The 24,819-nt window shown below is 47.6% G+C and carries 21 protein-coding genes, 1 tRNA gene and 1 pseudogene; 6 read left to right on the top strand and 17 right to left on the bottom strand.

Features of this window, described 5'->3' with window-relative positions:
* The first annotated feature begins 19 nt into the window (after nucleotides 1–19).
* The gene (locus DUT70_RS07555; RefSeq protein ID WP_113646725.1) at nucleotides 20–781 is read left to right on the top strand and encodes an MBL fold metallo-hydrolase; all 762 of its coding nucleotides are present in this window, start codon (nucleotides 20–22) and stop codon (nucleotides 779–781) included.
* A 105-nt stretch (nucleotides 782–886) separates the two neighbouring features.
* Nucleotides 887–970: transfer RNA gene (locus DUT70_RS07550), tRNA-Leu, on the top strand.
* Between the two features lie 734 nt (nucleotides 971–1,704).
* Here the strand turns inward: DUT70_RS07550 and DUT70_RS21545 are convergent.
* Both DUT70_RS21545 and DUT70_RS21325 read right to left on the bottom strand, forming a co-directional pair.
* Nucleotides 1,705–2,490 (bottom strand): annotated as a pseudogene (locus tag DUT70_RS21545) (recombinase family protein); the annotation flags it as partial.
* Between the two features lie 238 nt (nucleotides 2,491–2,728).
* Nucleotides 2,729–2,887, bottom strand: a complete 159-nt coding sequence (locus tag DUT70_RS21325) for a hypothetical protein (protein WP_205529759.1) — start codon at nucleotides 2,885–2,887, stop codon at nucleotides 2,729–2,731.
* A 105-nt stretch (nucleotides 2,888–2,992) separates the two neighbouring features.
* On the opposite strand from DUT70_RS21325, the gene DUT70_RS07540 reads away from it, so the two are divergent.
* Both DUT70_RS07540 and DUT70_RS07530 read left to right on the top strand, forming a co-directional pair.
* Nucleotides 2,993–3,709 (top strand): hypothetical protein, encoded by a 717-nt coding sequence (locus tag DUT70_RS07540; protein ID WP_128353337.1) that lies wholly within the window; start codon nucleotides 2,993–2,995, stop codon nucleotides 3,707–3,709.
* A 301-nt stretch (nucleotides 3,710–4,010) separates the two neighbouring features.
* Complete coding sequence (locus DUT70_RS07530) at nucleotides 4,011–5,633, top strand: T9SS type A sorting domain-containing protein (protein WP_113646722.1); 1,623 nt, start codon at nucleotides 4,011–4,013, stop codon at nucleotides 5,631–5,633.
* 214 nt (nucleotides 5,634–5,847) lie between these two features.
* Here the strand turns inward: DUT70_RS07530 and DUT70_RS07525 are convergent, their stop codons facing one another.
* From DUT70_RS07525 to DUT70_RS07510, 4 genes are read right to left on the bottom strand one after another with little or no spacing between them, the layout of a single operon-like run.
* Nucleotides 5,848–8,289, bottom strand: a complete 2,442-nt coding sequence (locus DUT70_RS07525; RefSeq protein ID WP_113646721.1) for a S8/S53 family peptidase — start codon at nucleotides 8,287–8,289, stop codon at nucleotides 5,848–5,850.
* A gap of 19 nt (nucleotides 8,290–8,308) precedes the next feature.
* Nucleotides 8,309–8,707, bottom strand: coding sequence for a hypothetical protein (locus DUT70_RS21150; RefSeq protein ID WP_128353336.1), 399 nt, complete (start codon nucleotides 8,705–8,707; stop codon nucleotides 8,309–8,311).
* Nucleotides 8,704–9,099, bottom strand: coding sequence for a hypothetical protein (locus DUT70_RS07515; protein ID WP_113646719.1), 396 nt, complete (start codon nucleotides 9,097–9,099; stop codon nucleotides 8,704–8,706). The genes DUT70_RS21150 and DUT70_RS07515 overlap by 4 nt, the downstream gene beginning before the upstream one ends.
* Nucleotides 9,100–9,109: 10 nt before the next feature.
* Entirely contained in the window at nucleotides 9,110–9,787 is a 678-nt protein-coding gene (locus DUT70_RS07510; RefSeq protein WP_113646718.1) for a tail fiber domain-containing protein, read from the bottom strand.
* Between the two features lie 764 nt (nucleotides 9,788–10,551).
* Between DUT70_RS07510 and DUT70_RS07505 the strand changes: the two genes are divergently transcribed.
* Nucleotides 10,552–11,313 carry a metallophosphoesterase gene (locus DUT70_RS07505; RefSeq protein ID WP_113646717.1) on the top strand — a complete coding sequence of 254 codons (762 nt, stop codon included), beginning with the start codon at nucleotides 10,552–10,554 and terminating at the stop codon, nucleotides 11,311–11,313.
* Nucleotides 11,314–11,387: 74 nt separating this feature from the next.
* Here the strand turns inward: DUT70_RS07505 and DUT70_RS07500 are convergent, their stop codons facing one another.
* The 7 genes from DUT70_RS07500 to DUT70_RS07470 form a co-directional block, all read right to left on the bottom strand.
* Nucleotides 11,388–13,967 (bottom strand): DEAD/DEAH box helicase, encoded by a 2,580-nt coding sequence (locus DUT70_RS07500; protein ID WP_113646716.1) that lies wholly within the window; start codon nucleotides 13,965–13,967, stop codon nucleotides 11,388–11,390.
* Nucleotides 13,964–14,893, bottom strand: a complete 930-nt coding sequence (locus DUT70_RS07495; RefSeq protein WP_113646715.1) for a HamA C-terminal domain-containing protein — start codon at nucleotides 14,891–14,893, stop codon at nucleotides 13,964–13,966. The genes DUT70_RS07500 and DUT70_RS07495 overlap by 4 nt, the downstream gene beginning before the upstream one ends.
* A 278-nt stretch (nucleotides 14,894–15,171) precedes the next feature.
* Nucleotides 15,172–15,918: a hypothetical protein gene (locus DUT70_RS07490; RefSeq protein ID WP_113646714.1), complete on the bottom strand. Its 747-nt coding sequence runs from the start codon at nucleotides 15,916–15,918 to the stop codon at nucleotides 15,172–15,174.
* Between the two features lie 43 nt (nucleotides 15,919–15,961).
* The gene (gene mobC, locus DUT70_RS07485) at nucleotides 15,962–17,950 is read right to left on the bottom strand and encodes a conjugal transfer protein MobC (RefSeq protein WP_113646713.1); all 1,989 of its coding nucleotides are present in this window, start codon (nucleotides 17,948–17,950) and stop codon (nucleotides 15,962–15,964) included.
* A gap of 26 nt (nucleotides 17,951–17,976) precedes the next feature.
* Nucleotides 17,977–19,245 carry a relaxase/mobilization nuclease domain-containing protein gene (locus DUT70_RS07480; RefSeq protein ID WP_113646712.1) on the bottom strand — a complete coding sequence of 423 codons (1,269 nt, stop codon included), beginning with the start codon at nucleotides 19,243–19,245 and terminating at the stop codon, nucleotides 17,977–17,979.
* Complete coding sequence (locus DUT70_RS07475) at nucleotides 19,233–19,625, bottom strand: plasmid mobilization protein (RefSeq protein ID WP_113646711.1); 393 nt, start codon at nucleotides 19,623–19,625, stop codon at nucleotides 19,233–19,235. Before DUT70_RS07475 ends, DUT70_RS07480 begins: the two co-directional genes overlap by 13 nt.
* Before the next feature lie 157 nt (nucleotides 19,626–19,782).
* A complete protein-coding gene (locus tag DUT70_RS07470; RefSeq protein WP_113646710.1) occupies nucleotides 19,783–20,664 on the bottom strand; it encodes a CHC2 zinc finger domain-containing protein in 882 nt (293 codons plus the stop codon).
* Nucleotides 20,665–20,802: 138 nt separating this feature from the next.
* Between DUT70_RS07470 and DUT70_RS07465 the strand changes: the two genes are divergently transcribed.
* Nucleotides 20,803–21,084 (top strand): hypothetical protein, encoded by a 282-nt coding sequence (locus DUT70_RS07465; RefSeq protein ID WP_113646709.1) that lies wholly within the window; start codon nucleotides 20,803–20,805, stop codon nucleotides 21,082–21,084.
* A gap of 22 nt (nucleotides 21,085–21,106) precedes the next feature.
* On the opposite strand, the gene DUT70_RS07460 is transcribed toward DUT70_RS07465, so the two are convergent.
* Genes DUT70_RS07460 through DUT70_RS07435 form a run of 4 tightly spaced genes read right to left on the bottom strand, consistent with a single transcriptional unit; the run spans nucleotide 21,107 to nucleotide 24,711 of the window.
* On the bottom strand, nucleotides 21,107–22,957 hold the full coding sequence (locus tag DUT70_RS07460; RefSeq protein WP_113646708.1) for a ParB/RepB/Spo0J family partition protein: 1,851 nt from the start codon (nucleotides 22,955–22,957) through the stop codon (nucleotides 21,107–21,109).
* A 22-nt stretch (nucleotides 22,958–22,979) separates the two neighbouring features.
* Nucleotides 22,980–23,924 (bottom strand): adenine nucleotide alpha hydrolase family protein, encoded by a 945-nt coding sequence (locus DUT70_RS21145; protein ID WP_128353335.1) that lies wholly within the window; start codon nucleotides 23,922–23,924, stop codon nucleotides 22,980–22,982.
* 11 nt (nucleotides 23,925–23,935) lie between these two features.
* Nucleotides 23,936–24,322 carry a hypothetical protein gene (locus DUT70_RS21140; protein WP_128353334.1) on the bottom strand — a complete coding sequence of 129 codons (387 nt, stop codon included), beginning with the start codon at nucleotides 24,320–24,322 and terminating at the stop codon, nucleotides 23,936–23,938.
* An 11-nt stretch (nucleotides 24,323–24,333) separates the two neighbouring features.
* A complete protein-coding gene (locus DUT70_RS07435; protein WP_113646703.1) occupies nucleotides 24,334–24,711 on the bottom strand; it encodes a hypothetical protein in 378 nt (125 codons plus the stop codon).
* Nucleotides 24,712–24,819 lie beyond the last annotated feature (108 nt).

Genomic DNA, 24,819 nt, shown 5'->3' with positions numbered 1-24,819 from the left:
ATCACGTAAAACAACTATTTTGAAGATTACTTTTTTAGGTACGGGCACATCACAAGGCATTCCAGTAATTGGTTGTAAATGTGTAGTATGCCAGTCTGCCGATAAAAAAGATCAACGATTAAGGGTTTCTGTTTGGGTAAAGACAGCCGATAAAAGTATCGTGATTGACAGCGGCCCTGATTTCAGATACCAAATGCTTCGGGCAGGGGTTGATGATCTGGATGCCATTCTTTATACGCACGAGCATAAAGATCACGTGGCGGGATTGGATGATATTCGCCCCTATAACTATATCCTTAAAAAACGGATAGATATTTATGCAACTGAACGGGTACAAGAGGCTTTAAAAAGAGAATTCCAATATATTTTCGCAGATACTAAATACCATGGTCTGCCACAAATTAACTTGCATACCATTACTGATGAACCCTTTGCTATTGGGGAAAACACCATCGTTCCATTTGAGGTAATGCACTATAAATTGCCCATTTTAGGCTACAGGATTGGGGATTTTACCTACATCACGGATGCCAAAACCATTAGTGAAGCATCTTTGGAGAAAATAAAAGGAACCAAGGTTTTGGTGTTGAATGCCCTGCAGAAGGAGGACCATATTTCTCATTTAACTTTTTCTGAAGCGATTGAACTAGCGAATAAAGTAGGGGCAGAGATGACTTATTTTACCCACATTAGCCACAACTTGGGTTTACATGCCGAAGTGAGCAAGGAATTGCCAGCTCACATTAAGCTGGCTTACGATGGCTTGACTATTGAGTTGTAGTTTGGTTTTTTAGTTGGTTAGTTGTTTAGTTTGTTGGGATGCTAAAAACAATTTGATATTCCTGTATTTTTTTCAATTCAAATGATATCTTTGCAGCATTAAGATACCCAGGTGGCGAAATTGGTAGACGCACCATCTTGAGGGGGTGGCGCTGGCAACGGCGTGGCAGTTCGAATCTGCTTCTGGGTACTGGATGGGATTTCATCCCAAATGTCTTTGGCCTCTTCGATTTCGAGGAGGCCTTTTTTATTGGCTATCAATGCGTTATCTCGGAATGCTGGTTCGATGGAAGCGGTTCTAAACGTACCATCGACGTACGTGAGATTATGTTTGAACACACCCCGAATTAAAGATTGCTTACGTGAAAGGGTAGCATTAGAATAGATCATTCTTATGTTGCTCATCAGGGGAAGTAAACGATTTAGCTTTTTGAGTTTTTGCTCTCTCTGTCCACTTCTGCTGCTTTCAATTTCGTCGAACAAAAGTGCTTTGTCCTGTGAGAATTTACGTTGCCATTTTTTGTAGGTATCTGCGTTGATCTCATCATTCATCAAACGCTCTTCGAGTTTATCAATTTTGTTAGCGATGTCTTTCAGCTGTTTTTCTCTTGAAGCCAATAAGGTGGTTTGGTTCTTAGTTGCATCGTTTAATAGTGCCAGACATCTTTGCCTGATATGGTCAACCTGGTGCTGGCTGAAGCTAAGTAATTGAAGTAGTTCCTCGAACTTTTCATGCAACATATTACCTGGTATGTTGCAACCACCGTGAACTGTGCATCTATAGTAGAGATAGTATTGCTTACGACCTTTTGAATATCCTGCCGTCATACTATTGCCGCACCAACATTTCAATATTCCCCGCAACGGGAATTCATCCCTTGGCTGCGTCTTTGAAGGTCGTTTGTTGCCAAGGTATTCCTGGGCAAGCCAGTAGTCAGCTTCCTTTATGATAGGCTGGTGAATTCCCTTGACAAGCTTATCGGGGTTTTTCCGATCACCATTGACTTTTACAAGGCCAGCATATAGACTGTTGTTTAAAAGATTATGGATGGCGCTATTTCCCGTTCTGGTAAAGCCCATTTTCTTTGCCATATCATAGATAAGATAGATAGGGGTACCCAATAGATACTCCTCAAAGACCATCTTAACGATCAGCGCTTTTGCATCATCAATTAGAAGGACGCTCTTGCCTTCTGCATCCCGTGCGTTGATATATCCAAATGGTGCGACATTGACGAACCGGCCCTGGGATTGTGCCATCCGAATTCCATCTTTGGTGCGCTGCCTGATTCGTAGCAGTTCGGAGTTGGCCATAAGGTAATTGAATGCTCTCTGCATAAAGACAGCGGGATCTTTTGTATCAAGATTTACATCTTCGCTTGTTGCCAATACCTTGATGCGGTATTTGCTTTCCAGCTCATCTATCTTCATGAGTGCCTCGGGAAGATTTCTTGAAAATCTGTCGTGGTGCATTACGATAAGATATCCTGCCTCGCCCTTGTTCTTTTTGATAAAGGCTTCCAGTGCGCGGTAATCGGCCCTATCAAACGTATCGCTGCATTCGCCGTTGTCGGTAAACATGTTGATGAGCTCAAGACCATTCCTGCTGCAGTAGTTCTTGATCGCTTCATCCTGATGCGCCAATGAATACTTTGACTGGTCCTTATCACTTAGCCTCCTATAGCCTATAGCCCTGTTCGTTCTGGTCATATATTTTACTCCTTATCATTTGGTTGTTTTCGTGCGGTATCGCCGTAGATGCTCATGAGCTTTAGTGCGTTCTCAAGACAATAATTCTTCATCGAATCAAGCTGATGTTCAGACGAGGATTTTGGTTGATTGCAGCTGCCTGTTCCAAGGTAGCCAACGGTTTTTTTTGTCGCGACCATAATTGCTTTTTAGCCGTATTAAATTGTTTTCTGTTTTCCCGATCGGGCTAAATTGTTGATCAGCCCGGCCGTTTTTTCTCTTCGCTGTCGTCCTCCATTACCATTTCCACAATGATCTGCGCGACGAGCTCCAATAGCTGCAGTTCGCTTTTCCCAAAGTTTGGGCAGTCTCCCTCCATGACCTCCTGCCCGGAAGAACCTTTCTTCATCTTATCCATCACACTATCCTCCTGCTGCTTAGCAGTACGAATATAATAAAATGTTACTATGAAATGAAATATATTATAACATTTTATCGGTTGGTATTTTTATTATTTTTAGCCATGGCAAAGAAGTATAAGGTTAGCTATAAGACCTATCTCAACCAATGGTTGAAAGAGGTGCCGTTCCATGGCAGGAATAGCCATCCCTTGTATTGCCAGGTGACCTATCAGCGAAGGCCGATCTATTTCAAGAGCGCCATCTACGAACTGCTTTCTGCACCGAGGTTCCAGGAAAGTAGGAACGGTAAAAGAATCGTGCCTTTGATGAGCTTTGCTGATAGGGTCGAGAACGAACATCTTTCCTATGCGATCAATAGCTGTTCGGATGATTTTTCCCTCGAAGAGTTCAAACTGAAATATGCCTACTACACGACGGATCTCTGTATGTCGATGGAAGAGGGACTGAGGCTGGTGCTCTCGTTACATTTTTCCGAGATCGGGCTGCCGAGCATTGGTAAGGCCGTTCTTGCCTCTGCACCCAGTACGATCCTATATGATCTATTACAGGAACTGTACCAATTGATCAGGCCAGGTACGGTAAAGGAAATACAAAAGACCCTGAGCGGGCTGTTGCCGTACCAGGATCTGTACGACTATGTGAGCACGAAAAGAAAGGTTACCGAACGGATCTTCACGCTGAAGGACTGGGAGCTGGAGCGTGAAAAGTTTGTCCTTTTCCAACAGGCACGCCGCCGTGATGGTACCGCGGTGGAAAGGATCGATCGTTGGGCTGAGGATATCATGCGATCAATCCAAAAGCAAACGAAAACCAAGTAGGGCGACCTGTCCGTGTATAGCATGCATATTGCGAGGGTTTTTCTGGGCTTGAGAAGGAGAAACATTTTCACTGTGTTAATTTTCTTCCGTCTGTAATTTTATTCATAGCTTTACTCTCAATAGCTCTGAAATTAATGTTGCGTATCTCACCACCGGCCCTGATCAGGTATGGATTTGATAGTGGACTATCGATCACTGGAATCCTATTGAACAATTTTTTTTCGTGTAAACCATACAAGGCCTGCATACGGATGCAGGCCTTTTTTTATGCATTTTTTTCAAAACCCAAATACATATCACAATGATGAAAGATTACAAAAGCGCAGCTAAAAAGCTGCTGGGGGCAATGCTCCTGACAATGCTGGGGGCGGCATCCCAATCCGCCTGGGCCACAGTGGGCGTCGGCGACATTGCAGTTGTCGGCTATAATAGCGATGGTTCAACGACTACCAAGGATTTTGCAGTGGTGACACTGGCAACGATCAATTCGGGGGAAACGATCTTTATTACCGACAAGGGCTGGACGGCCACTTCTGGTGGCTCTTTTATGGCGGACATCACCACCGAAGGCATCTTCAGTTGGACGACCACGGGTGTTATCAAAAAGGGAACGGTCATCCGTTTTGCGATCACGTCGGGCGCGTCGCCATCTGTTGTTTCATCTCCAGCGGTGGGGACACTGACCGTGGTCAACGGCTGGACCAGTACCGCCACTGCCTCGCCGTTCGGTACCAATGGCGATCAGGTACTGATCTACCAGGGTTCGCTGGCCTCACCGACATTTATCTTCGGTTTCAATGCAGGTAACCTTGGCGCCGATGTGGTCAATGGCTGGAACACCACGGCCACCTCTGGCAACTCGTTAAGCAACCTTCCCACGGGACTGGCCAACGGGACCAATGCGATCGGTTTTCCCACTACGACGGTTTCCTCGCTGGACAACTACGCCTATACCGGAGCCGTGGGTGGTACCAAAGCCGATATGCTGGCAAGGATCTGCAATAGATCAAACTGGGGGAGCGACGATGCGGTCACTTACGACCTCGTGCCCGGTTCTGCCACCGGTTCCTTTCCCGGTACCAATCCGATCTTCAATACGGTCCCAACGGCCAGTGCCGTAAGCCATACCGGAACGCTGGAGCTGGGAGAGACGCTCACAGGCGCATATACCTATACAGATACGGACGGCGATGCGGAGACGGGCTCAACGTTCAAATGGTTCCGGTCAGATAACGGCAGTGGCCTGAACAAGGTACAGCTGGCACCAGTTACCAAAACCTATGTCCTTACGGCTGCTGATGTGAACAAGTTCATCAGTTTCCAGGTTACGGTCAACGATGGATCGGTTGCGGGAACTGCGGTGGAGAGTGCGCTAAGAGGACCAATCTCAGGTACGCTACCTGTTCGTCTGATCGATTTTTCGGCAAAGGCCGATGCCGGCAACAGCGTGAGGCTTACCTGGAGGGTAGCCCAGCAGCGCAACAACAAAGCGTTTATCATCCATAGAAAGGGCGATGGCGGCGAGTTTACCAAAGTGGGGGAGGTTGCTGCAGGAGTGGCAGAAATCTATACCTTCACCGATCGTTTTCCCCGCAACGGAAACAACTACTATCGTCTTTCGCAGCTCGATGACGACGGCACGATGGCTGATCTTGCCGAAGGTGCTGCCCACATTTCTTTTTTGGGAGGCGCCTTTGCCGCATATCCGAACCCGACGACGGGGACGGCAACGGTGGACCTTGGCGCTGGAAGATTTGAGCGTGCAGAGTTGACCGATCTTTCGGGAAAGGTAATGGCAACAAAGAAGATTTCGGCAGGAGAGGAGCGGATATCGTTTGATCTGTCATCCAGCCCAAAAGGTGTCTACCTTATCCGAATCATTGGCAACGGCGAAACCATCGTTCGAAAGGTTTCAAGGAAATAACATTATATTGGAGCTATAAAAAATGATGGACGCCAACCACGGCGCCCATCGTTGATAACCCGTAAACCCGCACGGTGCACTTTGAATGCCACCGCGCAAATATCTTATCAGGTAAAGACGGCAGCTTCAATAGAGGCTGCCGTCTACTTTTCGACATTCGCTAAAAACAATGCTATAGAAAGCTTTAACACCGTTTATAACCGTAAATGGTTTACTATAATTTAACGATACGTTTGACGGTATTTCTACCTTCATAGGTAATCGTTAAGGTATAAATGCCTGTTCTGAGCTGGCCGATATCCAGTTGTAGGGTATGTTGTCCAACACCTGCTTCCCAGTGACCTGCGAGAATGCCCTGCATATCATACATCTCGATACGCGCTTCTTCCAGCAGTACGTGGCTGAACTTGATCTCTACACTATTCTGTGCCGCTGGATTGGGATATACATCCAGCTGGATATTTCGGCTGAGCTCCGAATGTATCTCCTTTTTGTGAAGGCTTTGAGCAATTTCCTGCTTGCTGCCATAAAGCATAGGGTTTGCTTTGGGTCTTACCGTCATCGCTCCAGAAGCCCGCATAATCGCCTGTTGGTCCAATGATGGCATTGCCAGATCATCCCATCTAGCGCAACTTGTCTTTACCGGTACGCATTCGGCAAGAAAAGTGGCCCCAGGTTCAACCGAAAAACCTTCGGTCATGGTCACTCCATATACGCCCCTGTAGTTAACGTCCGCACCGCTCTTTACGGTGACATTCCCAACAGGCAAGTTACCGGTCACATTCCTACCCGCGGTCAATGTGCCTGCCTTTGTGTACATCACACCAGTATAGGTCACATTCTGTTGGAACTGGGGATCGGTGATGGCCTTATAAGCATTGAGCCGTCCGTAACCAAGTTCCTGTGAAAACCCTGGAACGGGGCTGCTGTAGTAATCGTAACCTCCAACCTTATCGGCATTGCGCTTGAGCACAGTTTCTACTTCTGTGGCATAAAGACACGGATTTTCACTGATCATCAGCCCTGCAACTGCGGCAACCATTGGCGTAGACGCGGAAGTCCCGCTAAAAAATGCGGTAAAAGCATCATAATTAGGTCCGGTGGCAGGATCGATCGCGCCGACAGTGAGGTCGTCAATGCCCAACATCTCTGGTCTCTGATGCCAAGGGTTCGCCCCGACATTGCCTGGAATATCTGCCGTCCATACATCGTAGTTAAAACCGTAGGTGCGGACCGGCTGTCTGCCCGATGGCGCTGCGATATCGATATTAAGCCCGTAGTTGCTGTAGGGTGGTTTTTGGTCGTTCATATCGGTGGCGCCGACCACGATCAGTCCCGGTACGTCGATCAATGCTGGAAGTGATCCTTGCGGATACTGCGCCCCCCAATTGTGCGCGCAGAATAGGACGACAGTTCCCCTGCCTCCCCTTCCATCTGCTACCATGTCCTTGATCGCGGTCTCCAAGGTAGGGGAAGATTCGTAAGGGTAGCCCGTACCTCCATAGCTGTTATTGCTGATATCCACAAAATCCAGATAACCCTGCCGAATGGCAAAAGAATAAATATTTTCAGGTACCGATCTGTATTTGCCTACTGTGGTGGAGGGGAATGGGACCTTGATGGGAACAATAATCGTATTTGGCGCTATTCCCGCAATTCCCTGATTATTGTGCTGCGCCCCTATAATGCCTGCACAGGCATTGCCATGATAGTTGTGAAAGAAGTGGCTGGGACTAGGGTCCCCTGGCTGTATCCATGAAGGTAGGTTGGGATCGAATGCCCTAGTATTACTTGCATCATAGGTATTTGCTTCGGTAAACAGGCCTGTAGAAAAATTGCTTCTAGCGAAGCGCAGTTGTGACGACGAAGGCATATCGGGATGGTTGTCGGTAACACCTTCATCGACAACGGCGATCTTGACATTGGTATCTCCCTTGGTCAGGTCCCAGGCTGGTTCGATATTGATATCGGCGCCAGGGGTTCCCGATGCACCGTCGTTGATGACCTGCCCAGTGTTCCGCAGGTAGAACTGTTTCCCATAATAGGGATCATTCGGGATAGATGCCACCTCCATCTGGATATAGTGATTGGCATTACAATAAACAGTATAGCCGCGAACGGCAATCTGGTTAGCTAGTACCACCGAGTTCTGACCAAGGTTGACCGTCACCGTCCAAAACTTGCCATCTTTTTCCAGATTTGCCACATGGAGTCCGGCGATATAGTCCTCCAGCATTGCTTCCTTTCCCGCAATCGGGTAGAGCAGTATCTCGCAGGAGACGATATAATTACTGTCGAGCCTATCCCTAAGGTTTTCATATTCCGGGGGAAGCGGCCTGTGCTTATAGGTCGGCTGGAAGCCATCGATGTACGGTTCCAGCATATTAAGGAGGGCAACGGAGTCGCCCCGCAGAATATAGCCGCCATTGTGGATGTGGTGCACCACCATGGAATCGGGCGGAGTTGCAATAGGAAGGTCATCCGGCCCCAGTTTGTAGCGCACCCAGAAGCGGTTGGGCACCCGATCTATATAAAAGGGAACGTCCCTGTATAAAACGAAAGTCGTCAGTGAATCCCCGACGTCAATGGGCTGCGCCTTACAATCAAGGAAAGCCATGAGACCGAGCAGACACATTATATGGATAATATGCTTCATATTTTATTTGGTTTATGGTTTAGTGTTTTTTGATCTTGGTAACGTACATCAGCGAGAAGGGAAAGGTCCAATCTCCGGTGCAGGTAAAAGCTCCTTCGCGTCCTTTGGGGTAACGAATGGTGATGTCGAAAGTGTCAAAATCCTTATAGTTGGGATTCTGAAAAAGAAATTCAGAACTATCGCCGATACAGGTGAAAAAGAATATGTCCCGCTGACCGGTGTCCTTTGCAAAGCTCATCATGTACTTTCGCAAATCGGCATCCCTGACATCGATTGCAACCATTCCGGTCAGGCACCAGTTGGCTCGTACATAGTACGCCTGCATGGTGAAACTTGCTGGCCTAGCAAGATTGATCTGTGGATCCTTGTGGCAGGATAGCAAACAACAGCTTACAAATACTGATAGCAATTTTTTCATCGGCGTCGCTGATTAATTATAGATACATTGGTCACCTTGGTCAGGTACAGGTGCTTGCCCTTGGCGCATTGACTTGCTAATTCCTCGGAGGTCGCTAACCTGCAGGTGATCTGGAGTGTATCGAGGTTCCACTGATTGGTATCCGAGAGCATTTTTTGGGCACTGTCGTTCACACATGCATAGCAAAAGGCACCACCCTTATCCATTTCAAGGTATTCCCTGATCTTGGGATCACTGGCCATGTAGACATAAAATTCTATTACACACTGGCCGTTCATGGAAAGTAATGCGCTAACATTAAAGTTCCCATCGTCTGGGGATACGTACTTTTCCCTGTCCTTCTTGCAGGAAAGGATCGTGGTCACCATCAGTATTGCAGCCAGTACCCTCATGTAGGTGCTTTTATTTTTTGAGCTCTTCCAGACGATGCTTAAGCTCGTCGATCTGTGCCTGCTGCTGTTTGATCGCTTCAACCAACAGCGGAATTAGTACCGTGCTGTTCACAGCATAGTAGCCAGCTTCTTCGTCGAAGGTCACTGCCTGGGGCACGACTTCCCTGAGTTCCTGGGCAACAAAACCAATCAGGTTCTTGCTCTCGCTTTCAAGTTTTGCCTTCCTGTCGGCAGGAATGTTCTTGAACAGCAGATCATTGTAGTCGAAGGTATAGGTCTTGATCTTTAGTATCTGATCGAGCGCATTGAAACCATTGAGCGGTCTGAGGTTGCTCTTCAGGCGGATATCGGAGTATCCCAGCACACCTCCGCTTAATGTAAACAGCTCACGGGAATAGGTCCTGAAAAAAGCGAAGCCTGGACGGCCGATCCATGCCGAATGGTTCCACTGGGGCACGATGATGGGTGCACTGCTGCTCATCGCGGCGATGGAGATGCCGTTGGAAGATGGAATACAGGTAATATCAACCCCGCCGTTAATAAAGACGGTCTCCGTTCCGGGAAGGGTCGATCCGAAGGTAGGGCCAATAGCGACCCGATTGGCGGGAAAAACTTTCAGTTGTGCGGAAGAATCGAAACTGAATAATATCGAAATTGAAGTTGCTGCTATGAGCAATATGTTTTTCATGGTCTTGGTGATAAGTGTAGTTTGATGTTCTCTTTGAGAGGCTGAACGATCTCCTGAAGTATTACTGGGCAGCGCTGTAAAATACTTCTGTTACAGAATTTAACTAATTTTCAGGGCATCATTACCACCTTGCGGTAAAAAAAAAAAACAATTGGCGTACTGGATGCAGAAGAAAAACTAGTGAAAATGGTGCCTGCGCTGGAGCGGGAGCATGTACTCCTAGAGTAGTGCTTGATTTAAGGTCTCACTGTCTGCTTCGTCTTATGGTCATTAAAGAAGAAAATTCTTCCCTAGATCCTAGCCAGACATTCAAAAATTGCGCGGGACATCAGCCTACCGCTCTGAGGTACCGCCGTACCCGCACACAAATAGACCAATGCCCGCACATGGTGGAGCATTCAGTCTATTTCTTGTGTACTTCGAATTGGCGGTTTTCAGAGCAAGAAATAGCTTACGCAATTTTTTTATCTATAAAGCCGAAGGCCTATATCATCGTTTTAAGGACTTCAAATATAGCTGCTGCCGGCAAAATAAATAGCGAATATTGCTGTTGTTCGGGTCTATTTGTGCACCATACTGTAGTACAGCATGATGGGGAAGTTTAAACAACATATCAAACCTAAGCAAGCTATCGCTGTAAAAAAAGAGTGAAAACATTCTTTTTTTAGAGTGAAAACACTCTTTTTTAGCTTCCGGAACAATTTTATAGCTTATCCATCCTACAGGTTGTCGGTGTTTTTCGTATCTTAAGGCCTAGATATGAGATGAGAAAATTTGTGATGGCCGATATCCATGGCGCGCACCTGGCGATGCTGCAATGCTTTGAGCGTTGTGGTTTCGATCATCAAAATGATCTGCTGGTGCAGACCGGTGATGTGGTAGATGGATACGGCCAGGTATACGAATGTGTGGAGGAACTGATGGGCATCAAAAACCTTATCGCGATCAAGGGAAACCATGATGATTGGTTCAGGGAATTTATAGATACGGAATATCATCCCTACTTCTGGAACCATGGAGGAAGGGGAACGCTTGATTCATATCTAAAGCATGCTGGAAAGGAAGGGATGTTTTTTCAGCGCGGCAATGGATATAAATCGGCACTTGTTCCAACGGATATTCCCGCATCACACCGGGCTTTTTTTACTTCACAGCTCACCCATTTTATCGATAAAGAGAACCGCTGTTTTGTGCATGGAGGATTTAATAGAGCGCTCCCGTTTGACCAGCAGGATGCAGAAGAATTCTATTGGGACAGGAGCTTATGGAAAGAGGCATTGGCACATGCCGATAGCGGTTTGGAACTAACATGTAAAACAAAATTCGCAGAGATCTTCATAGGGCACACACCAACACAAAACTGGAATACCGATCAGCCGATGAAGGCGTTCAATATCTTCAATCTTGATACTGGTACCTCGCATGAAGGGCGGTTAACGATAATGGATATAGATACTAAGGAGTACTGGCAATCAGATCTGGTGACTGAGCTCTATTCATCGGTTGGAATCCGTAGCGACGATTAAATTTTAGAACTAATTTTGGAAAGGAGCTGTCGTATTTACTTTTTCAAATCCGATGAGATTTTAAGCGCAGGTCATTAGAGCATGTGTAGAATTTCATCATATTCAATTGAGCTAACCTTAAAGACTTTTAATAGCCCCTGTTTGTCGACACTTTTTAATTTTTTCTCCTCTATTACAAGATGATTTCTTCCTTTTGAATAAACAGCTATTGCGGTATGTCTTGACAGGCCAATATTTTGAAGAGCTATAACGATACGGTTCTGGGTACCGTATTCAAGCAGGCTTGACCAGTTTTCCGCCGCATTTTCTTCGCCGAGGATACCGATCAGTACCTGGTAATAGTGATTAAAGTACTTTTCTAAGAGAAACCTTAGCACGTATTCCAAATCTTCGATGATGTTCTCGATCACGATATTGATGTGCTGAATATTTCCCTTTTCAAATGGTAAATAAACTTGGTGATCCACTTCAATAGTACTTCCCGAAGTTTCATAGTAGTCCAGCGACTGCTGGATGATCTGGCTTAGACTGAAACCACTGATCCATTTGTTCATTAACATCGCATAGTACGACATGCTATTCAGGCTTCGAAGTTTTTTCTCTGCATTGTGCCACTCGTATAATTGATGGAACTTTTCCAATAGGGCCAAGCAGGTCTCGTAAAACTGGTCGCTATTACTGCTTGGCAATACAATTTTTTCCCCGCGTTGATGCGCCTTCAGTAATTGATTATATACCTTTTCCTGGATACTAATATTGATCGATGCATTTCCATTCAGGACGCCGAAAGGAACATTAATATTTTGGACCTTTGATTTTGCAAGCTCTATGATTTTATCCTTTTTCTCCTCGATCAGTTTCGTGATAAGAGGACTTTGATAGGAACCCTTCAGTTGAAGGGTATCAATAGAGATGATATTTGCAATGTATTTAAGTACATCCTGTTCAGTTTCTGGTCCCGAAATATCCTGCTCCTGTAATATTTTTTCTATCTTCTTCAGGTTCTTGTCGATCCTTGCAGTGACGGTGGGTACTATCGTTAGGTCTCCTTTTTCAAATAATTTTTCCCTGTTGTCCCAATTGCAATCATCGTGGCGCACGCAGTAGATGTTTCCCGAAAGTTCCACGTTCAAGCGGCCTGCTCTACCGACAAGGTTCCAGAAATCGATTTCCTGCAATTTGCTTCTGCCATTCTGGTTATTGAGTACGAACAGGTTTTTAGTCGGCATATTCACGCCCTCGAGCAATGTCGAAGTACAGAAGACATATTTTACATTTTCGTTTTTGTAAAGTATTTCGACGATGTTGCGAATAAGCTGTGGCAGTTTACCGTGATGGTAAGCGACACCTTTGCTGATCAATTCAGCCAAGTAATAATCGGGATGTACATATTCCCTGATCTGCGAGATTGCTTTTGACACTTCAGGAGGCTCATCCTCTGTTACCTTTCTTGTATCGGCAAAGCTTTTCGAAGTATTAATCGTTTTGGTTTTGCTGTTGTTGTAGATGAGGTTGTTTTGATCTCTGCCGAGCAATGAAATTATGCTGTTGATATCGACCAGCCTATCGTCAAAGGGTAACTGTTTGTTGACGATTTTGTCCTTGCTTATTTTCTCGATACTTTTTTCTATCAGATCTACAAAGTATATTTTTTGCGTAACTGGTGACTCAGTGGTCTTAAAAAAATTATTTGCGTTCCTATTGAACAGGCTAAGGAAAATCTCCGGATTTGAAACATTCGGGGACGAAAAATACAGTTTGAGGTTCCTGCCAAATTTGAACAGACTTTTCTCGATCGCCATGTATGTCGTAACACTTCGGGTGTCTTTTATCTGGGCAAGTTTATGCGCCTCATCGACGAACAGGAAGCCCACCGGTGTCTGGTGATCGTTAGATAGGAAAGAGATAAGGCGCTCGGGAGTGAGCACCATGATATAATTAAAATTGTCCTCTGTCAGCTCCGTTACGTTGGAGTTTGTGATGACCTTGTACTTGAACTGGTTAAGGTCTTCATTGAGGTCCTTTTTTAGATCAATCGTGAATTGGTTGATAAGTGCCCTGGTTGGTACCAATATGACTAAGTTCTCACGCGGACTATTTCTTATGATATTTTTAATAAACGTCTTGATGATAAAAGATTTTCCCATCGAAGTTGGTCCGGAAAAACTGAATTCCGAACTGGCGATCAACCGGGAGTATAGCTTGAACTGCGTATCGGTGAAGTAGAGTCCCTCTTGGAACGGAACTGCCTGTAGAAGTTTTTTTGTCTCAGACTGCAATAGTCTGTCAAACGGTATCTCTGCTTCATTGCCGTTTCGTAGTGAAAGAAAATTTATTGCAGGATAATTACCAAGCTTTGAATACACGGCTTTGGCCACCGTTTTATAGAATGGATTTTCCGCAAATGAAGGATTGAGATCAGTGACAATCTGGTAGGCATAGCTGCGCGCGTCGCTGTCTGATGAGTTTGAAAGAAGATCAGCAAACCTCAAGGCGTCCTTCAGCTCCTTGTCAGTCAACTCCGACCATGAAGTTGCACTGAGCCCAGGAAAATTTTGAAGTGCATTCGAGGTGGAACAGCGATCCAATAGGTTGTGGAAGTATTCATTTTTGAGAATCTCTTCAGTCAGCTTATCAATTAATATTTCGCTCATTCGCTTATGCTTTTGATGATTTCCAGCCTATTTTTAGCCAGGTCGCTGAACGGGATGATATATAGATAGAAATTATACCCGGTGAAGTGCTCCTTTCTTATCTGAAAGTTGATCGATTCAACTTTTTCCTCTATTTCCTTTTTAATCCTTGCTCGGACCGCGTCCCTAAAATCACTATTTTTCTTCTTCAATTCCTCTTCAGTGATGGCAAGGTCAAACCCGAGAAATATTCCGAAGGAATAATCCATATTGGTAGCATCTTCCCTGGCACTCGGTAGGAGGATTTTTTTAATAGTATTATAGGTTTGATCGTCAAAGGTATCCTTTAAAAGCTGGCTGTTCACCAGATCAATTTCAAAATTGAGTTTCTTGCTTCTGTTTTCCAGGAGTGTACCTATGGATTCGAATGCCTTATAGATGCCCTGGGTAAGATCAGCGTGCAGTTTTGATTCCCCAAAGATCAATTGGTAATCCTTCTCATTTACCTTTAATAGGTGGACACCATCGGCACCATTGACATACTTCTGTTGGGACGTTTTTATTTCCAGTTTTGTTAGGATCTTGGGCGCCTTTAAATGGCATTCGAGCAGACAGTACAGTAGGAGTTCACCTAATTCACCACCTTCTGTTCCGGTCAGTTTTTTTTCCTCCTTTTCCCTTTCAATATAATCGACGAGCTTTTCTTTCGATTTTCTAATTAAGGTATTTAGCTGATCGGATTCCTTTAATACTTTTATTTCGTTCCTAGATAAGGCAAAATGATATAGTTTGTTTCCCAAATGTTCTACCAGATCACTATAGGCAAAACTGTTATTGCTGATCCTCAGCGTGAATACATTGAGCCTATTGGAGTTTTCAAGTTCCAAATCAACGATATCAGCATAGAAGAGGTCCAGAAATTCATCCTTAATAGAGGGTTCTATCATTGTACTGCTTGGGTTGAGAGTTTAAAGTGCTCTAAGATAAAAATAATTTTATATAGATGTGCTGGGTGTAAGTGGATTAGCTATAGAAATGTCGGGGTTGAAAAGAAAGGGCAGCGGTTTGGCGAAAAAACTGGCCAGCATTAAAGGGTACGTACGGCTTGATTGCAGAACGGTCGGGCGCGGCAGCCCATGAACTTGATCGGATTTTTCATTTCGTTTCGATTTAATAGTTGGTTTAAATCAAAAGCTTTTCAAATGATAGAATACTTCTGACTTTATTATTTTTTTCTTCTTTTGCGTATCCTGTTTTTGAACGACGCTCCATCTCCAAGCGATATTCGGTGCGGCTGGACAACTGTTTTCCTGATGTAGCGGAACTTGGGACTTACCATCATGGAAAGCTTCTGCCTGTCGTCCTGGATCTTTACAACATCACCGTTGCGGAGTCTTTTCTCAACGTCGTCTACGTTATCAATTCCAAGTGCCGTAAGCTCCTTTTTCAGATCGAAATCGGCATATTTCCTCATTACAAAATTATCGTGGAGCTGATCGAACCTGTCGGCGTTAATGAGGTAATCACCGCTGTTAAGTTCGGCCGGTGAAAGTTCGGAACACCTTTTAGAGAAATCGATCTGTAACCATGCCTTGCTTTCATCGTTAAAGACGGCCCTTCCCGATAGCAGGTTGTAGGCCATGATCTTTGAGATAGGCCCTTTTAGTTTGACGGGGAACCAATCATTTTCAAGATAGTTTACCTTGAAGACCTGGCACTTTTGCGTCCCTTCACTTTTGAGCTTGAACTGGTAGTGACGGATAGCGAAAAAGTTTTCGTGCTTCGGCCTGACGATAAAAAAGGTAGCCTCAAAATCGGTCCCATCGATCTTCCCCTGAAGTGCAAAGAAGGTCCTGCGGTTATCAAAGTACGCAAGCTCCTGCTTGAGGTTGATCTTTTCCATCAGCGAGAGCGTAAACCCAAGCTCATCGAAATCCCTGATCAGCTTGGCAAAAAATGTTGGAATAAGCATACTGTATATTGATTAATCATGGTTAAAAGTTGACCGCGGCCAGCTAGTTTTTTCGGATGATCAGATGCTCGAGTTTCGGGTCCTGGATCATTCGCTGTATCTCGGCATAGACGATATCCTGCACCTCCTGGCGTATCTGCTGGTAGTTGCGCTGCACCATATCATTGTCGACCTTGCGTATGATGGGTATGGGTTTGTAGGCCTTTTCCTCTTCACTCAGTGCCTTGTGATCATTGATGATCTGGCAATGGAAGGCTTTTAGCGAGATTTTCTCTTCGGGATTGTCGGCGACCATTCCTACAAAATCTCCACTGCTTAGGGCAGCGATCTTAGAGGGTGGAACGGCAGCCTCAAGCTGTTTGCTCTTGCTGATGGAGGTATCGCCGGAATTGATCGAAAGGCTCTGGCGGTCCTGCATGATCTTTCCGATTCGGTCGGAAAGCTGCTTGGCCGTATCGCCTGTCACCTGGCCGGAAACGATGTTTCCGACGATGCCCATGATCACATCTGCCTGTTCCTTTCCGTAGTCCTTTCGCAGCTGTGAGAGGTCCTGTATGCCCAAAGTTGTGGCAACCTTATTACTACGGGCGGTAGCAATCAGACTGTCGATCCCGTTGAGGTAGATGGTAGGGAATTCATCAAAAATCAGGCTCGATTTGAGCTTCCCCTTTTGGTTGACGAGCTTTACCAGGCGGTTGACATAGAGCGAGAGCACCGCCCCGTAGATCTGTATCTTTTGCGGATTGTTGCCGCAACAGACCAGCTTGGGTTCTCGGGGATTATTGATGTCGAGCGTAAAATCATTGCCAGAAAGGACATAGTATAGCTGCGGGGAGGAGAGCCTTGCAATGGCAACCTTTCCAGAGGCGATCTGGCCCTCGAGCTGTTCCATGACATCGTTTATATAGGCATTGATAAAAGGATTGACCAAGACCTCGATCTCCTTTTCCAAGCGTAGTACCGTGAAAAGATCATCGTAGGGGAGCTGCATAAATTCGATGACGTGGGGAAGGGTGCAGTACTCTCCGCCCTGGTATTTTCGAAGGAACCAGATGATGGCCGTCAGGAAATTGATCGGGCTCTCAACAAAAAAATCACCCTGCTTTTTGATCCATTCGCGGTTAAGTCCCATCATGATCGTGCGCGCACTTTCGGCCGCATCGGTGATGTCGGTCATCGATAAAGGGTCTAGTGGATTGCATCTGTTGCTGCGGGAAAGGTCATCGAAGTTGATGAAATAACAGGCACAGTTTTCTTTATACAGGTGCCTGTTGGCCAGCCAGGTATTATAGACGATTACCGAAAGGTCGGGGAACTTGAAATCGTAGGCGAAGATGGTGAAGCCCTTTTTGATGTGTTGGGTAATGATATGGCGGATGACGAAATAGCTTTTACCGGCCCCTGGCGTACCCAGTACGAGCAGTCCGCGAAAGGGATTGATGATGTTGATCCAGCTGTTACGGATACGGCTTTTGAGCTGGTAGCGGGCAGGCAGGTTGATGGAATATTCGTTCTCAAGGAGCCTTTCCTCCTGTGGAAATGTCTCGTTTTCCGAGTTGAAGATATCGTTGTTCAGTGCATCGCGGATCACCCTGGTCAGCATGGTGCCGCCACTGAGTACAAGCAGGAAGCCAAGGGAGGTGATAGCGATATAAAGGGTCGTCCGTGCTGCGATTTCAAGCGGAGCATGTAGGGCGAGCCACGAAATAAAATAGCAGCAGAGCCCGGTAACGATGTAGCCCAAAGCCGTTCTGTAGCCAAGCTTTTCATCCTTTTTTCCCTTTGCGCCAAGCAGTGAGATCGCCAAAAGGCCAAGGGCAATGAGCTTGGGCTTTACAAAAAATGAGAACAGTCCCGTTCGGGCGATGTTGCCGAGCAACTGGTCGGTAAGCTTGGTAGAAATGCCCATGCCAGCAAAGACCTGGTAGCATTCGTAATAAAAATGGAGCAGTAGGATCGTTACGCTGATCAACCTGGTGAAGTCGGTGATCTTGCGCAGTGCCTGTTCGTTCTCGCCTGTTTGAAGTGCCATGATTTTTCCTCCCTTAAATGTTGGTGTTATCTTTTTTTCTTTCTCTTTTTCTTCTTCCTCCAGGCAAGAGGGACATGCTGGTCGGCGTACTGGTAGCCCATCAGCTCATCTAGCAGGGTGTTTTCATGATTGCTTTTTTCAGCACTGTTTGGCTGTTGCGGTGGCTGGGAAGCGGTGGTTTCCAAAGATGGGATAGCGCTTGTTCCGGCCTGTTTGACGGCAGACGGGATAGGCTGCGGAGGCTTGGCCCGGAGCTGTTTTAAGATTGCGCTTGCGGTATATTTCTTTCCAAGGGCACTGCCGTTGAACACACATCGGTGCTGGTGGTCGACATAGGTCAGGCCGTACAGCTGTCCCTTTTCATTGATCCTTGGCACTACATCGATCGCCGCTTCTTTCAGCTTTTGGATGAACTGGCCAAGGTCAAGGTTGGCATTCCTGAGCAGCACCAGATCGATCTTCGAACAGGTCCTGGCCCTAAAATCTGCACGCTGCACATCATTGGCCAGGTATTTCTTTTCAAGGAATTTTAGCCCTGGATTGTTATGGATAGCGCTTGCCTTTAAGGGTACGCCTACAGGTTGCCCCTGGCCATCTAGCACCCTGTAGAGCAGCCCGCGATGTTTGTATGTCCTCGAATTTTCGGCTCCGCGGCTGGCCTGGATATGGTAGAGGCCCAGTACGGCATTCAGCTCGGAAAGCGATGTATATCTATAGTCGGAAAGTACATTTTGCAGTACAGCCGAGATGGCCTTTACGGTGTCCTGTTTGCCGTAGATCACCTTTGCCGGATCGATCGCAACGGGAGTGTAGAGGTGTTTTTTCTGCTGCTCTGCAGCTACCAGGCCATGCTTTTTCTCCAGCAGTTTCCGAGCAGGTTCGGACTTTTTTTTGCCGATCTGAAAGGTGTCGATACGACTGCCGTCGGGCCTGATATTGGTCGATACGATATGGATGTGCGGGTGGCCCGCATCATGGTGGCGGTAGGCCAAAAAGGGCTGTCCCCCGAACCCGATCAGGTCCATATATTCGGTGGCGATCTCTGAGAGAAGTTGGTCCGAGGGACTTTCGGTCGGTGCAAAATTCAGGCTGATGTGGATGCAGTTGCGCTTCACATCGGGATTGAGTGACGCTGTTTTGGTCAGCATTTTAAGCCGGTGCACCTGCTGCATCTGGTCGATTTCAAGTGGATAGTTTGCCGCCATGATGCACCTGGCCGCACCTGTTTCGACCTTGTGCTCGTTGTACAGAAAAGCACGCCTGATGGAGACTCCCGAACCGATTATCGCAACCATTTTTTTGCCCCCTCACCAATCAGTTCCTTCATCTGGGCGATGCTCTCAAAGAGCTCGCGCTTTTCCTTTTCGTACAGGGAAATCCAGGCCTTGACCTGCCCGGAGGTATCGCTCATGTGCAGTTTATGCACCATCTGGTTGTAGTTGTTTGCGATGCCGTTCAGGTCGTTCTGTACCTTCACCAGAACGGCAACCAGGGCATCCACCGAGCCGTCACGGTGCACGATCGTAATAGGTTTTGAAAGTAATAGTTTGCGTGCGTAGGAACTCAGTTTCTTCTCGGTCGACCTTGCCATTGCTTGCATCATCTGTGCGTGCTCCTGGTCATCGAGCCTTACATGCAGCCATTTTTTTCTGATCGTTTTTGTCTTTTTCTCCATCACTTTTCTCCTTCACCAAATGCGTCAGTCTATCCATTTATTTCAGGGCCGCCGAGTTCCGAGGAAGGCCCAAAAAACCGAAGTGTGATACTTCGGAACATCTTGCCGGGTTCGCGTGCCAACAGGAACCCCTGGTAGCTGAAACCCGATCGAAGCTTTAGCTTTTTTTTATGCGTTGAACAATTGGTTTATTGTTGAGCATGTCGTTGAGATCGTTGTACCCAAAGAAGAAGTTCCGCTGGTCAACAAAGATGTCGGAATGCCCCAGGGCCATGCTCACGACCTCATTGCTGCGATCGTCGTTATTGGTCCAAAGCTGCACGCGGCTATAGCCCATCATGCATTCCATTGCCCTTTGGAAGAAAGCAAGCGAATTGAGGATAAGGTAATCCTGTTGGGGATCTTTCCCCATGATCAGCAGGTAGCTCATAAAGTCGATGAAACCCTCGAATACGGCAAGCTCGGCTCGGCCCTGGCAAAGCAGTGTGTAGTCCTTCGGAGAAACTGTCCCCTTGAAGTTTTTGCTGCGCAGCTCAAATCCGCCGGAACGGTTGGCAAAACCTACGGCGCAATAGTTTCGGCCATTACAGCTGTAATGGATCTCCTTACAGTATCGGTTGGCCACTTGCAATGTGATCTTTCTCGAGCTAAGGTAGGAGACCAGCTCGGGCGAGCTTAGCGCAGTATTGCTGAGGACAGCAATGGCTGGTCCATCAACATTCGTCTCACCGGGCCGATGGGGACAGTGGGTGAATGTTCCGCTTTCGAGCATTTGCAGGAATTCCCTGACGCTACAGTTTTTTAGCCTGATGCCAAGGTCGATCAGGCTACCATTGGTGCCATCCCCGAAATCGTACCACCTGTTGATGGCGCCGTTGACCTTGAACGAGGGGGTCTGTTCGTCCCTGAAAGGGGAGTGGTACCAGAACTGGTGGCCCTTTACACTGGCCGGTTCGATCCCGATGTTGGAAAGGAAATCTACCAGATCGATTTCCCTTGCCTGTTTACAGGTGATCCTGTTATTTTTTGCGCTGCACATTTTTTCCTCCCCTCTGTTCTAGTGATACGAAATTATCCAGCATAACCGGTATTTGGGCAACCTGTACCAAAATGGTACGGGTGGGTGCTCGGGCATTTTGATAGCTTTGCATGGTGAAGTTGATTTAAGATTGAGATTATGGCTAACAAGAATGAACAGCTGCTCTATGATACACTGTTGTGTATCCCGGGCATGAACGAAAGCGTGCGCATCGATGTAAAGGTTTCGCGCAAAATGGTCCTGTTGCTTTCGCAGGTGGTCGAGCGCGGCCTGGATGCAAAAGATGGCACCGGTATGATGGAGGCCATGCCCGCCGAATCGCTCCAAGAACTGCGGGAGCTCGTGGACGGGTTTATGGAAAAATCGGGCCTTACCGAGCTGGCAAGGAAGCTCAATGCCATCCAACAGCTTAAGGGCTAATGGAAGGGACCTTCGGGTCCCTTCATTCCGCCTCCAGGGTGACCTGCTGCAACCTTTCCACTTTCTTGTCCAATAGGGCCACCTTTGTTTCCATCCGCGCCTTTCTTGCCTCGGCAATTTCCTGTTGGGCATTTTCGATGGCCACTACATCCAGTCCCGATTGCTCCGCGACCTTGTACAGGGTATAGGCGGCCTGGCTTCGAGGAAGTTTGCTTTCCGGTTTGGCCGCAAGGGCCATGCGCACCAAAAGAAGGTGCTGTTGCAGGGTAAGGTTGCACAGTGCCTGGTAGGTCGCTTCCTGTTCGTCCATTGCTTCATCGGGCTGCTGGTCAAAAATGGTCGCTTTCACCTTGTTCCTGCTGTGGTAGTCCAGTCCCTCGAAGATCAGAAGACGCAGGGCGCAGGTATCTGCATCGGTCTGCTCCAGGTTGTGCTCAAGCTGCTGGTAATGTTCGGCGAACTGGTGGTGCACGGCCGCCTGTACCTTATCGCGATCGATCTGCTTTGCCCGCTCTTCGCGTCCCTTTAGCCTTGCCACTTCTCCGATAAGGAGCTCGACTGTAGCCGTACCATTCTTGATCGCTTCCTGGACCTGTTTTGAAGTGACCGATGCCGCCGAACCGTAGCGGGCAGAGCGTGGCCTTTCGGTATTGAAAAGCACCGCTTTCACACTGGAGTCCCAAACCCTTAGCCCGATCTTTGTACTCTCACGTTCCCTGATCTGCTGGAATTCCAATAGCTCGGCCTGGTGTTCCTGTAGTGCCACCTCAAATCCCTCCTGGTCGAACTCGGCATCTTCATCGTCATCCTGTGCCCATGGATCGGTAAAATCCTCCTTTGTCGGCATCACAGGTTCTTCGAAGATGGTGATCTCATCGGCCTGGTGGATAGGCAGGTCCCTGGTCAGCGGACTTGCCTTTAGCGCTGCAAGGGTACGTTCCGACACATTGTAGCCCGTGATCAGTGCAATTGGTTGATGTTCGGAAACGGCAGAGGCGATCATCAGGTTGAAGTGCGCGCTGCATTTGGACTGGTAACAGGTCTTGTTGGTACAGGTGGCCGATTTGGCTTCCTCGGGAAAGAGCTCTTTGAGCACTGCGGTATTGAACTGACATTTGGTACAGGCCCCGGCCTCTGGCACCAGCATTTTGTTCTTGGTATCGAACGGCGCTCTTTTAAGATCGTACCGATACTGGTTCAGTATGCCGCTCAGGTTGTAGATGCGGAACTCCTTTTTCTGCCAGTTCCTACATTCCTGCTTGAAGAATTCCTGCTGTCCGTCGGCCGATATTGCGGCGATGGCATTGGCATCGGCAAGGCTGAACTTTCCTGCTAGGAAAATGAGCTGCAAGGGTTCGATCAGCGAGGCCAGGCGGATACGCCCGAAGATATACTTCCTGCTACGTCCCAACCGGGCAGAGATCTCCTCGATGGACAGGCCAAGGGTCTGGAGCTGTGCGATGCCCTGTGCCTCGTGAAGTGGATGGGGATCTTCCCGCTGGATGTTTTCGGCCAGCTGTATTTCGATGACCTGTTCGTCGGTCAGCTCCCTGACCACTGCGGGCATGGTCTGCAGGTCTGCAAGTTTGGAAGCCCTGAACCTTCTTTCTCCTGCAACGAGCTCATATCTGCCCGGTTTGACGATACGGACCATGATCGGTGAAATGATGCCATGTTGCTTTAGTTCGGTACCGAATGATTTGAGCGCATCCTCGTCATAGTACTTCCTGTGGTTGAGGGGACTGATGTCGATCAGGTTGGTGGCGATGTTGAGGTAGTTGTCGGCCGTCTGTGGCTGATCGGTTTTCCTACCTGGAGGCACAGCTGTCCTAGACAGCACTTTCTGCCTTCTTGTTTTGGTTTTTGTTGTCATGATGTTGGATTTTTATGGTGTTTTAGAAACTGGAGCGCACGCAGTGGCCATGGCTCATTTTGTGCTCGTCCAGTTCAGTGTTGGTCAGGTGGCCGAATTGCTCGATGGCTTCCCGTAAAATTTCCGGTAGTGTTTTTTCTCCCTTCACCCCGTGGTTGATGCGCCGGCCTGCACTTCGGCTGATCTTGCGCCGTTCATGCTGCACCCATCGGCCGAACTCATCGGGAAGGTTCCTGTAGAGCCACAACATTTCGGGCTTGCTCAGAAAAGGGCACATCATACAGTTGGAAGGATAGGGGACGGCGTGGCCCGTAGAGGTGATATACTGCTGGCATGCCCTTCTGTCCATGCCCAGTTCGACCAACGGGTAGCTTTTCTCGATGGCAAGTTCCATCCATTGGGGGATCTGTCGCCTGGCTCTGGTGAAGAGTTTGAGCTGTGAGGCCCTGAGCTGCTTTCTTGCCGAACTTTTGATCCGGCCCTCTTCACCGGCGGCTATGCCCAGGATCATTTTGATCTTGCCGTGCTGGGCCGCAAAACGCTTGATGAACTGCTTGCCCTTTGCGATCTGCGGATCTGTGTAACCGTAATAGGTCCGTCCGAGGTAGTCGTCGATGAAGGCATAGATAGGTTTGATCTTCAGGTTGTCGGTGCAGGTCCTTGGAAACATCATCGACATGATGGTCGAATTGGCAATGAACTGCCCCTGGAGCGATGGCCAGGTTCGGGGATGGTATCCCATTGAGCTGCGCAGGAAATGGAAGGGGATGCCGTGCTCCCTGCACAGGTCCCCGATATAACGCACATGCCTGTAGGTGTGCGGATGCTCGTTGCCGGTGTCCGACATGACCACCAGCAATTTTCCGTTTACATAACGCTCCCTGAAAGCCGCATCATAGATGATCTTGTACAGGATACAGGTACTGTCCTGGCCCGCACCGAAGGAAAGTATGGTCAGCGCTTCCATGGCCAGGACCGTTAGTCAAAGAGCATGTGAATGGCGTGGTGGAAGCACTGCTCCGAATGGCTTTCGGAACTACGGGTGGTGACCATCAAATTGGCGCAGTACATGTTGAAGTACTCCAGGTCATCCCCGCCCATCAAAAGGATCATCAGGAACCTGAGCTCCTGTTTGGGCCTGTAGGTGTCGATCATCTTCTTGCTCTTCTTCACCGCCCTGATCCACCTGCCATAGGGGATATCCATTTTCTTTGCAAGGCTGATGGCATGCGCTTTCTCTTCGAGCATGGTCAGGCACATGCCATCGATGAAATTGATCAGGCTGTCGATCTCCTCGGGAAAAAGATCAGCCAAAAGGGCACCCCGTTCGGTGGCCTTCATGAGTGCTAATGGTTTTGTTTCCATGATATTGTTGATTAGTAAAGGTTGATCGTTGAGCTGAAACGCCTGTAGCATTCCTGAACCTGCGCTATGGTTTTGCAATGCCGCAGGTCAAGGGTGAATGTTTCGATGCGCTCGATGGGAACCTTTGGTGGAAAATGAAATTCGAATCGTTCGTCCTTCAGCTTGGCTACCACCACATAGGGCTTTCTAAGGCGCTGCCAGAGCTTTGAAGCTGCAAGCAGTAATTCTGTATCGCCACTGGCATGATAGCCCGCCAAAAGCTTTCTAATGCGGTAATACCTGCCAAAGCTGACCGCCTGATCTTTGGCTTTGCGCACCTTCGGTTTGTTTCGAAGACGGAGGTCATCCACGAATTCTTCATAGGTGTAGCTAGGGTCTTCGGCACGCATGAGGTCAAAGGCAAACAGTGGCATCTTCCGGTAGAGCCTGCGTGCCCTCCTTAGCCTCCGGATCAGCCTCAGCCGTTCAGGAGAAAATCGTTCGCGATGCATATGTAG

Origin of the sequence: Pedobacter chitinilyticus (assembly GCF_003313385.1) — a bacterium.
Classification (GTDB): domain Bacteria; phylum Bacteroidota; class Bacteroidia; order Sphingobacteriales; family Sphingobacteriaceae; genus Pedobacter; species Pedobacter chitinilyticus.
The sequence above is the reverse complement of the archived record's forward strand: the minus strand, read 5'-3'. Positions and strand labels throughout refer to the sequence as shown.